Source organism: Phreatobacter aquiterrae, assembly GCF_053471285.1.
Genome location: NZ_JBJPHW010000017.1, coordinates 59930 through 68822, shown reverse-complemented (window position 1 = coordinate 68822; position 8893 = coordinate 59930). Strand labels below are relative to the sequence as shown.

General features: G+C 66.9%; 8 protein-coding genes, 1 tRNA gene and 1 pseudogene. 2 read left to right on the top strand and 8 right to left on the bottom strand.

The features are described 5' to 3' along the window. Window positions 1–266 (bottom strand): annotated as a pseudogene (locus tag ACJ4V0_RS20230) (hypothetical protein); the annotation flags it as partial. A 490-nt stretch (window positions 267–756) separates the two neighbouring features. Between ACJ4V0_RS20230 and ACJ4V0_RS20225 the strand changes: the two are divergent. Further along, a complete protein-coding gene (locus tag ACJ4V0_RS20225) occupies window positions 757–1824 on the top strand; it encodes a sensor histidine kinase (protein ID WP_448301416.1) in 1068 nt (355 codons plus the stop codon). Between the two features lie 281 nt (window positions 1825–2105). Here ACJ4V0_RS20225 and ACJ4V0_RS20220 read toward each other — a convergent pair whose 3' ends face one another. Continuing rightward, on the bottom strand, window positions 2106–2999 hold the full coding sequence (locus ACJ4V0_RS20220; protein ID WP_448301415.1) for a LysR family transcriptional regulator: 894 nt from the start codon (window positions 2997–2999) through the stop codon (window positions 2106–2108). 99 nt (window positions 3000–3098) lie between these two features. Here ACJ4V0_RS20220 and ACJ4V0_RS20215 point away from each other — a divergent pair, with 99 nt between their 5' ends. Continuing rightward, a complete protein-coding gene (locus ACJ4V0_RS20215) occupies window positions 3099–3512 on the top strand; it encodes a cupin domain-containing protein (RefSeq protein ID WP_448301414.1) in 414 nt (137 codons plus the stop codon). Between the two features lie 81 nt (window positions 3513–3593). On the opposite strand, the gene ACJ4V0_RS20210 is transcribed toward ACJ4V0_RS20215, so the two are convergent. From ACJ4V0_RS20210 to phnL, 6 genes are all read right to left on the bottom strand, one after another. Beyond that, a tRNA-Arg gene (locus ACJ4V0_RS20210) sits at window positions 3594–3670 on the bottom strand. A 191-nt stretch (window positions 3671–3861) separates the two neighbouring features. Then, window positions 3862–5388: an ATP-binding protein gene (locus ACJ4V0_RS20205; protein WP_448301418.1), complete on the bottom strand. Its 1527-nt coding sequence runs from the start codon at window positions 5386–5388 to the stop codon at window positions 3862–3864. Between the two features lie 187 nt (window positions 5389–5575). Beyond that, window positions 5576–6304, bottom strand: a complete 729-nt coding sequence (locus ACJ4V0_RS20200; protein ID WP_448301413.1) for an FkbM family methyltransferase — start codon at window positions 6302–6304, stop codon at window positions 5576–5578. A 102-nt stretch (window positions 6305–6406) separates the two neighbouring features. Beyond that, a complete protein-coding gene (gene phnN / locus ACJ4V0_RS20195) occupies window positions 6407–7000 on the bottom strand; it encodes a phosphonate metabolism protein/1,5-bisphosphokinase (PRPP-forming) PhnN (RefSeq protein ID WP_448301412.1) in 594 nt (197 codons plus the stop codon). Between the two features lies 1 nt (window position 7001). After that, window positions 7002–8174: an alpha-D-ribose 1-methylphosphonate 5-triphosphate diphosphatase gene (locus ACJ4V0_RS20190; protein WP_448301411.1), complete on the bottom strand. Its 1173-nt coding sequence runs from the start codon at window positions 8172–8174 to the stop codon at window positions 7002–7004. 8 nt (window positions 8175–8182) lie between these two features. Beyond that, entirely contained in the window at window positions 8183–8890 is a 708-nt protein-coding gene (gene phnL, locus ACJ4V0_RS20185) for a phosphonate C-P lyase system protein PhnL (RefSeq protein WP_448301410.1), read from the bottom strand. Window positions 8891–8893 lie beyond the last annotated feature (3 nt).

Genomic DNA, 8893 nt, shown 5'->3' with positions numbered 1-8893 from the left:
GGAAACGCGGCCGCCCCGGCTGCGAAACCCTGGCCAGCTACGCCGGGGCGGCCGCTCGCATCTGCGCCCTCAATGGGGGCCTGCTTTGGACGCGAAATAGGGGTGGCGATTGGAAGCGATTTGACATCCGTCGCCAGGATGGCCATCGCCTCCTCGGCGTTCCGGGCCGAGAGCACCGCATAACCACCTTCTTCAAGGCCTGACTCAAGGTCCATCAGCAGGATCGGCTGGTCCTCGACGATCAGGATCGGGTTACGTAGTGTCATGGGATGGCCGATCTGGATGAGCGATATTGATCAGGTTCTGAGGCCCCATTGATGCAATAATATTGCTTCGGAAACGGTGTGCTCCGCCGTGACGCGGCCAGTTCAGAAGAACAGTTGCGGCGAAGGTCGCGTCCGAGGCTTCGTCTGAAGTCTGGGGACGTGCGACATCATAACCGTCCTGCTGCGCGATCGTTCCCCCTTGTCCTTACAATTGTGTGGTCCTTGAAAAACCCCACCGCGCTGATCATTCGTGTGAATTCATGGTTTCGGCTTGGAGGTGGGTTTTCGGCTTGCCCGGCTGTGGCCCTCGATGCCAGCACGCCCCGACGGGTGCCCGCCGGCAGGCGGTCCCGAATAGTTGGCTCCGTTGAGTGACAAGTCTGCTAGGCTTCCCGCGGATCGGTGCCGGTCCCACGCTGGTCCCGACGTCCCGGTATTCCCGGCGCAACCTTCGCGTCGCGAATCGTCGGCCAACCAGGAGGGCCATCCTATGGCTTCCGTCCTCTCGCCTCCTCCGCAGGTTGCTCCTGACCTCGCGCTGGCCATCGTCGCATCGTCGCAGGCGCCGCTCCTCCTGCTGGACCAGACCTTCAAGGTCATTGCCGCGAGCGCTTCATTCTGCAGCACCTTCCGCGTTGAGCGGGGCGATGTCGAGGGTCGTGACGTTTTCGCGCTCGGTCGTGGCGAGTGGACCCTGCCAAAATTGCGCTCGTTGCTGCACGCCGCTCTCGCCAGCGATGCCGAGGTCGGCCCCTACGAGATGGATATCGCCCGCACATCGGATCAGCCGCGATGCCTGGTGATGAACGCCCACAGGCTCCGATTTGGCGATGAAGAGGATGTCAGGCTCCTCCTGACGATATCCGACGTGACCCGTTTGCGGGCGAGCGAGGCCTCGGCGAAGGAAGTTCTCCGGGAAAAGGACGACCTGCTGCGGCAGAAGATCGTGCTTGTTCAGGAGATCCAGCACCGGGTCGCCAACAGCCTCCAGATCATCGCCAGCCTGCTCATGCAAAGTGCGCGAAGGGTGCAGTCCCAGGAGACGCGCAGTCACCTGGTTGCCGCTCATCAGAGACTTCTGTCTGTCGCCGCCGTCCAGCGACAGCTCGCGATCAGCGGCGTGGAGCAGGTGGCCCTCCGGCCCTACTTCGCGCAGCTCTGTCATAGCCTGGCAGCATCGATGATCTACGACCCCGAACGGGTGAAGCTCGAGGTCACGTCTGATGACAGCTTGGTGGATGCTGACACGTCGGTCAGCCTGGGGCTGCTGGTGACGGAACTGGTCATCAACGCCCTCAAGCATGCGTTTCCCGACGGACGAGCCGGAACAATCGAGGTCGACTATCAGTCTGGCGCGACAGACTGGAAACTCTCGGTCGGCGACGATGGTGTCGGGATGGGTGAAGTCAGTCCCCCGCCCGGGCTGGGGACGAGTATTGTCCAGGCCTTGGCCAAGCACCTCGAAGCGACCGTTCTCGTCGAGGACTCAGACCCCGGAACCCTGGTCTCGATTGTCCACGATAGCGCCGACGCGCCGGCCGCACCGCCAGCGGCCTGAGATGAACCGGGCTTGAGGCCCGGTCACGCACGATCCGATGCCTCCCTGATCCGGATGGAACGAACAGGTCAGGCTGGCGTTGGTCCATGCTGCATGCAGCATAGCGCCTTGGCCGCGACAGCTCGGGGACTGTCCTTGCGGAAGGACCTTGGCCCGTGTCGTCACCTCGCACCCGAATCCAGGACGATCAATGCCCGCAATTCCGATGGAGACGATGCTTGAGGCGACGCGCCTGACCCGAGCCGGCCGCTGCGACTGTCAAATATAAGACGGGAGGCAGACTATCCAATGAGCGCGGCGCGCAGCGCAGGCACATCGTCCAGAACGCTATCGACGAAGGCGGCGATGCGGGGTGTCCTGCGCAGATCCGAGGGTGTCAGGAGATACCAGGCGCGCGTCAGTTCCAGGACGGGTGGCAGTACCTGAACCAGTGTCTCCTCGGCATCGCCAAGCGTCGTGGGCAGCGGGGCGATACCGACACCGGCCTTCACCAGTGACACCGCGCCCAGCATGCTGGAGCAGCGACTGACGATGCGAGCATCGGGCACGACCGTCGGCAGCCATTTGGCGACGCGGTGGTTCTGCATGATACCGTCGAAGCCGATCAGGGCCCGCCCAGCGAGTTCGCCGAGGCTTTCGGGCCTGCCGTTCTGCAGAATGTAGCTCTTGCTCGCGTAGATGGCCCAAACGGAATCGCAGATCTTGCGGCCAACGAGGCGTTCGTCCACCGGCTCGCCGGAACGAAAGGCGACGTCGGCTTCTCCCATGACCAGGTCCAGGTAGCGGTCGCTGGTGACGAATTCCACTGCAAGGCCGGGATAGCGGGCATGGAAACGGTCGAGCAACCCGGATGCGGCGATGCGCGGAACCGTCGGCTCCGGGCAGGTGAGGCGGATGGTTCCCTTGAGGTCGAGCTTCAGCGCGCCGATCTTTCGTTCGAGATGCTCGACGGCAGCTTCGACGGCGATGAATTCGCCAATCAGCGCTTCCCCCAGTTCCGAGAGGCGATATCCCGCCGACCGGCGCTTCACCAGGCTCAGGCCGATGCGCCGCTCAAGCTCCAGCAGCCTGCGATGGACCGTTGATTGATTGACCCCGAGCGCCTTCGCGGCGGCAAGCGTGCTGCCACAACGTGACACGGCAACGAGATGGCGCAGATCGTTCCAGTCGAACATGGGGCCACTATGCACAATTGCGCAGGCCGTTGGCAGTTTCGCTGCTGCTGCCAGAACCTCGAAGGGGCTAGCGTCCCGGGAATTGCAGAGGAGAAGGCCATGCACGAGAAAACAGACGTTTCAACCATGACTGCCGGACTGACGGTCGGCGTCACGCGCACTGCGCAGGACAGCGGCATGGCAAAGCTCACGCCGCTTCACCGGCAGGCGGTGCAAGGAATGCCGACGGCACAGGTTCAGGAAATCAGGGTGCTGTTCGCCAACCTCTTGCCAGGCGACGTCACCCCCTACCATTCGCACCGTCATCCCGTGGTGGTCTATATGCTGGAGGGAACATTCACGCTCGAACTGGATGGCGCGGACCCGGTCCACATCGAAGTTGGTCAGGTCTTCGTCGAGCCGTCGGGCGTCAACATGACGGGACGCAACAGGGGTGACGTCCCGGCGCGAATGGCCCTGTTTTATGTTTGCAATCCCGACGAGCCGTTTGCCGACCCAGCAAATCCGCGCTGACGCTGCTTCCATGCGTGTTGGATCGAATCCGACCTCGTCGCACGACACAGAAAAGGGCAGTTGGAACCAGCAGCCTGAGAATGGCGCGCCCGAAAGGATTCGAACCTCTGACCCCCAGATTCGTAGTCTGGTGCTCTATCCAGCTGAGCTACGGGCGCGCGCCGCGTTCGGCGAGGCAGATCGCCTTGCGAACGGAGGCGGTCGGATACGCTGTTTCGAAACCGATTGCAAGGGGGGCGGCGTCAGGAATCCCCGCGCGGAGCCTCGGCTGGAACAGGTCCAGGAGACGCGACGTCCTGCTCCGGCGGCGCGGGAATTCCCTCATCCCCGTCGAGCGTCCGCCGTCGTCTCACGCGCGCTTGCGATGCGCCTTGCGGACGCTCGCCAGATCGATCGGCCGGTCGGGGATGGTGATGCGGAACGTGGCGCCGAGCGTGCCTTCCGCCAGCGTGATGGTGCCGCCATGGGCGCGCACGAGTTCCGCCGCGATGGCGAGGCCGAGGCCGGTGCCGCCGGGGCGGGTCGAGCCCTGGAAGGCCTCGAACAGGTGCTGTCGCGCGCGCTCCGGGACGCCCGGGCCGGTGTCCGAGATCTCGATGATCGTCACGGTGCCTTCGCGCCGGCCGGCAATGCGGATGTGGTCGCGCGAGGGATCGTTCGGAGCGCGTGACTCCAGCGCCTGATGGGCGTTGCGGGCAAGGTTCAGCAGCACCCGGAAGAGGTGGTCGGGATCGGCGTCGATCACCAGGCCGTCGTCCACCGCATTGACGAAGCCGATGCGGGCATCATCGGCGAGACCCATCGTGTCGCGCACCTCCTCGGCAAGGGTGGTGAGCGCCACCGCGCGCCGCTGCGGCGGCGCCTCCTGGGCGCGGCCGTAGGAGAGGGTCGACTGGCAGAAGGCGATGGCCCGGTCGAGCGCCAGGATCATCTTCGGCGCGAAGCGCTGCACGGTGGGGTCCGGCACATTGGCGAGCCGGTCCGAGAAGAGCTGGGCCGAGGCCAGCAGGTTCCTCAGGTCGTGGTTGATCTTGGAGACGGCGAGCCCGAGGGCGGCCAGGCGCGATCGCTGCGCCAGCATGTCGTGCAGCGAATGCTGCATCGTCTGCAGTTCGTACTCCGCGACGCCGACCTCGTCCTTGCGGCCGGTCGGAACGATCGCCCGGCTGATGTCCTCCGGGTTCTCGCGGAAGGCGATCATGGTGTCGGTCAGCCGCCGCATCGGGCGCACGAACATCAGGTGCAGCGTCACATAGACGAGCGCCGCCGACAGCACCGAAATGAACAGCGAGTAGATCAGCAGCGTCTTGGAGAAGCGCAGCATGGCGTGGCGCAGCGGCGTCTCGTCCATGACGATCTCGACGAAGTCGCCGGCCCGGCGCGCCTCGCCCATGACGCGCATGGTGCGGCCGTCCCTGGCGAAGAGCGTGGCGAAGGCCTCCGGAAAGGTCCGGAAGAGCGGCTGGTCGCGCATGTCGATCGTCACGTTGATATCGGGAAGCTCATCGGAGGCGGCGAGCAACCGGCGGGCCGGTCCGGTCTTCAGCGCCACGGCCTTGGCGCCGGCGCTGTCGAGCAGTTCGCGCACCAATGCTTCGGGCACCATGCCGCTCGGCGCCGCCTCCAGCACGAGTGCGGCCGTGCGGCCGGCCGCCAGGCGGTCGTCGAGCCAGGAATTGCGGAAGTTCGCCACCGCCGGCACATAGATGAGGACTTCGGCGATCAGGATGAACAGCGTCGTCAGGATCAGCAGCTTGCCGGACAGGCCCACGCCGCGCGAGGGCGCAGGCGCCGCGACATCCAGCACCGCCTGGTCGATCGGCAGCGGGCGCAGCGCAGCGGCCTCGCCTCCCGGTTCCTGACGATCGTCCCTCATCCCAGCCATGCACCGACCCTGCCCGCTCAAGGCGCCCCGGGAATCGGCCGGCCAGGGCCGGACCCGCCCGGTGGCCTCAACCGACGGTCGGGCGACGACTCGTCGCCCTGTTCCCGTCCACTATGTCCGATACACCCGGATACGGCAAAAGGATGTCAGCGGATCCTTCCGCGCCGGCGACGCGGTCTCAGATCGCGACCGGCTCGCGCTTCGTCATGCGCGTCAGGTCCTTGCGGATGGCGAAGATGCGGCCCCAGGCGTCGCCCTTGAGGTCGGGGCGGTAACCGCCATAGCCGAGCAGGTCGTCCCAGGCGAATTCCTCGTCGTGCAGCAGGTCGAAGTCGGCCGCCAGCGTGGCGCGGATATGCTCGCGGTTCTTGCGGTTCTGGAACTCCAGCAGGACGAGGGAGGTCTTCGACAAGTCGAGATGTGCGAGAACCTCGCCTTCGCCGCCCTCGATGTCGATCTTCACGATGTCCGCCGAGGGCAGGGTGGTGGGGTCGACCACGGCGACCTCATAGGTCTCGACCAACGTGCCGTCGACGAAGGTGTCGCCGGAATAGGCCGCAAGGCCGGACTCGCCATCGCCGGCGAAGCGGCTGTGGAAGGTCGCCTTGGTCAGGCCGCCGGGGAAGAGGGCGGCATTGACGATGGTGATGTCGCGCCGGCCGGCGGTATTCTGCTTCAGGAACTCGAAGGTACCTGGATGCGGCTCGAAGGAGCGCACATGGCTGCCGGGCCAGCGGGCCGAGGCCCAGAGAGCGAAGGAGCCGACATTGGCGCCGATGTCGAGGATGTCGAGCCCGATGCCGTCATAATGGGCCTCGTACTCGCCTTCCAGCACGTGCTGGATAGCGGGAACCATCGGCTCCGGGCAGATGACTGACATCGGAACGCGGGCAACGAAGCGATTCACGATCGGCTCTCCTCAGGGAATGCCCCATAGGAGCCCCGATCACGCCTGCGTGCAATGGGCGATGCCGCCAATGGGGCGGGCCACGCCGGACGGCGCCGCCGATCAGGTCCGGCCGGCGACGACGGCCAGAAGCCGCGCGGCGGCGGGCTCGACCGGACCGTCGTTGACGATAACGACGTCGGGATCGACCGGATGGGTGATGCGCCGCTCCACCCGCGCCGCCGAATCGCCGTCGGAGGGGCGCGAGCGGGCGGCGACCCGGCTCTTCAGGACGTCGGGCGGCGCCGTGATCTCCACCACGGTGACATTGGCATAGCGCTGGCGGGCGGCCGCAACGACCTCGCGCGACACGTTGCAGACGGCTGTGCGGCCGCCGTAGAGCGCGTGGTCGATGACGGCGGGAATGCCGTAGTGGTGGCTGTGGGCCGTCCACGACAGGGCGAGGCCGCCGGCCGCCGCGATCGTCCGAAACGTCGCCTCGTCGGCCTCGATATTGTCCTCGGCCGACGAGGGCGGACGGGTGACGATCCGCCGGGGAAAGAGAAAGGCCTCGTCGCCTGCCAGGCGCTGGCGGACGGCTGCGATCAGCGTGTCCTTGCCGGCGCCGCTCGGCCCCACCACGAGGACGAGCCGGCCCGGACCGATGGGGCTCGCCTCGCGCAGCGGCTTTCCGCCGTCAGGGCCTGCAGCCGTCATGTCAGGCGATCCTGCGGCCGGTGCGCCAGACCTCGCGCACCACGGGCTGCGAGCCCACCATGGCAACGCGCACGAGGTCGCCGCGCTTTCCCACGGCGATCTCGCCCCGGTCGGTCATGCCGGTGGCGAGCGCAGGCTTCAGCGTCACCGTCTGGATGGCGCCGGCAAGGCCGCCCATGGCCGGTACGTCACGCAGGCCGAAGGCACCGTGGATCAGGCTGATCGGCACATAGTCGGAGGAGAGGATGTCGAGGACACCGGCCTCGGCCAGTTCCACCGCCGACACGTTGCCCGAGTGGGAGCCGCCGCGCACGACGTTGGGTGCGCCCATCAGGACGGAGATGCCGGCCGCGTGCGAGGCGCGCGCCGCCTCCACGGTCGTCGGGAATTCCGCAATGGAGACCCGGTCGGCGACAGATTCCGCGACATGATCCTCGAGCGTGTCGTCATGGCTGGCGAGGGCGATACCGGCCTTGTGCGCGAGGCCGACGAGGCCGCGCTTGTTGGGCTCGCCGATCTCGCCGGCGCGGGCGCGGCGGTTGGAGAAGAGCCGGTCGAGGTCCGTTTCCGACAGGCCGGTCTTGCCGCGATAGTAGGTGCGCAGTTTCTCCTCGTCGCGGAACTGGCGCTGGCCGGGCGTGTGATCCATCAGCGACATGAGGCGGACGTCAAAGCGGGAGAGATAGCTCTCCGCCTCCTCGACCACACCGCGCGAGGGGATCTCGCAGCGCAGGTGGGTGTGATGGTCGGAGCGCAGGAGGCCGGTGCCCTTGGCCTTCTCGATGGCCTCGGACAGGTCGAGCAGCCCGTCGGCGGTCGTCGGGCGGTCGTCGTCCGAGCCGATCCTGAGGCTGTCGAAGACCGTGGTGATGCCGGAGGAGGCGATCTGCGCATCGTAGGCGAAGACAGCCGAAAGCGGGTCCCAGTGCACCTTCGGGCGCGGCTGGTAGTGCGGCTCCAGATGGTCCGTATGAAGTTCCACGAGGCCGGGAATGAGCAGGTCGTCGCCGAGATCGGCGGCGTCCGCCCGCTGGCGATCGATCTCGACGGCGGCGATGACGCCGTCCTCGATCACGACGGTCGCGGCCACCTCGCGGTCGGCGAGGACGACGCGGCGGGAGAAGAGCGTCAGCGAGCCGGTCTGGTCGGCGGGGATGGGATCCTTGGCGGTCATGGTCGTCCTCATGCGGCGCTTGCGGCGAAGCGCGTAACGTCGACGATGCGGGTGGCGACCCGCTCGCGCACGTCGTCGTCGTGGAAGATGCCGACGATGGCGGTTCCGGCCGCCTTCTTCGTCTCGATCAGCTCGACCACGGCTGCGCGATTCGTCGCGTCGAGGGAAGCGGTCGGCTCGTCGAGCAGCAGGATCGGGTGGTCGGCGATGAAGCCGCGGGCGATGTTTACCCGCTGCTGCTCGCCGCCGGAAAAGGTCGCCGGCGGCAGCGACCACAGCCGCTCGGGCACGTTGAGCAGGCCGAGCAGGCGTCGGGCGCGGGCGTCGGCCTCGTCGCGGCCGATGCCGAAGGCGACGGCTGCCTCGGCGACGACGGTCAGCGCCGGCACGCGCGGGATGACGCGCAGGAACTGCGAGACATAGCTGATGGTGCTGCGGCGCAGCGCCATGACGCGGCGCGGGGCCGCTGTCGCGACGTCGACCGTCTCGCCATCGCTGGCGGCGACGCGGATGACGCCGCCGTCGGCGCGGTAGTTGCCGTAGATCATCTTGAGGATCGACGACTTGCCGGCGCCCGAGGGACCGCCGAGCACGACGCATTCGCCGGGCGCCACATCGAGCGAGATGCCGGAGATCACGGGGATCACCAGCCCGCCCTGCAGGTGCATGGTGAAGCTCTTGGCGAGGTTCTCAAGGCTGAGGAGGGGCTGGGTCATGTC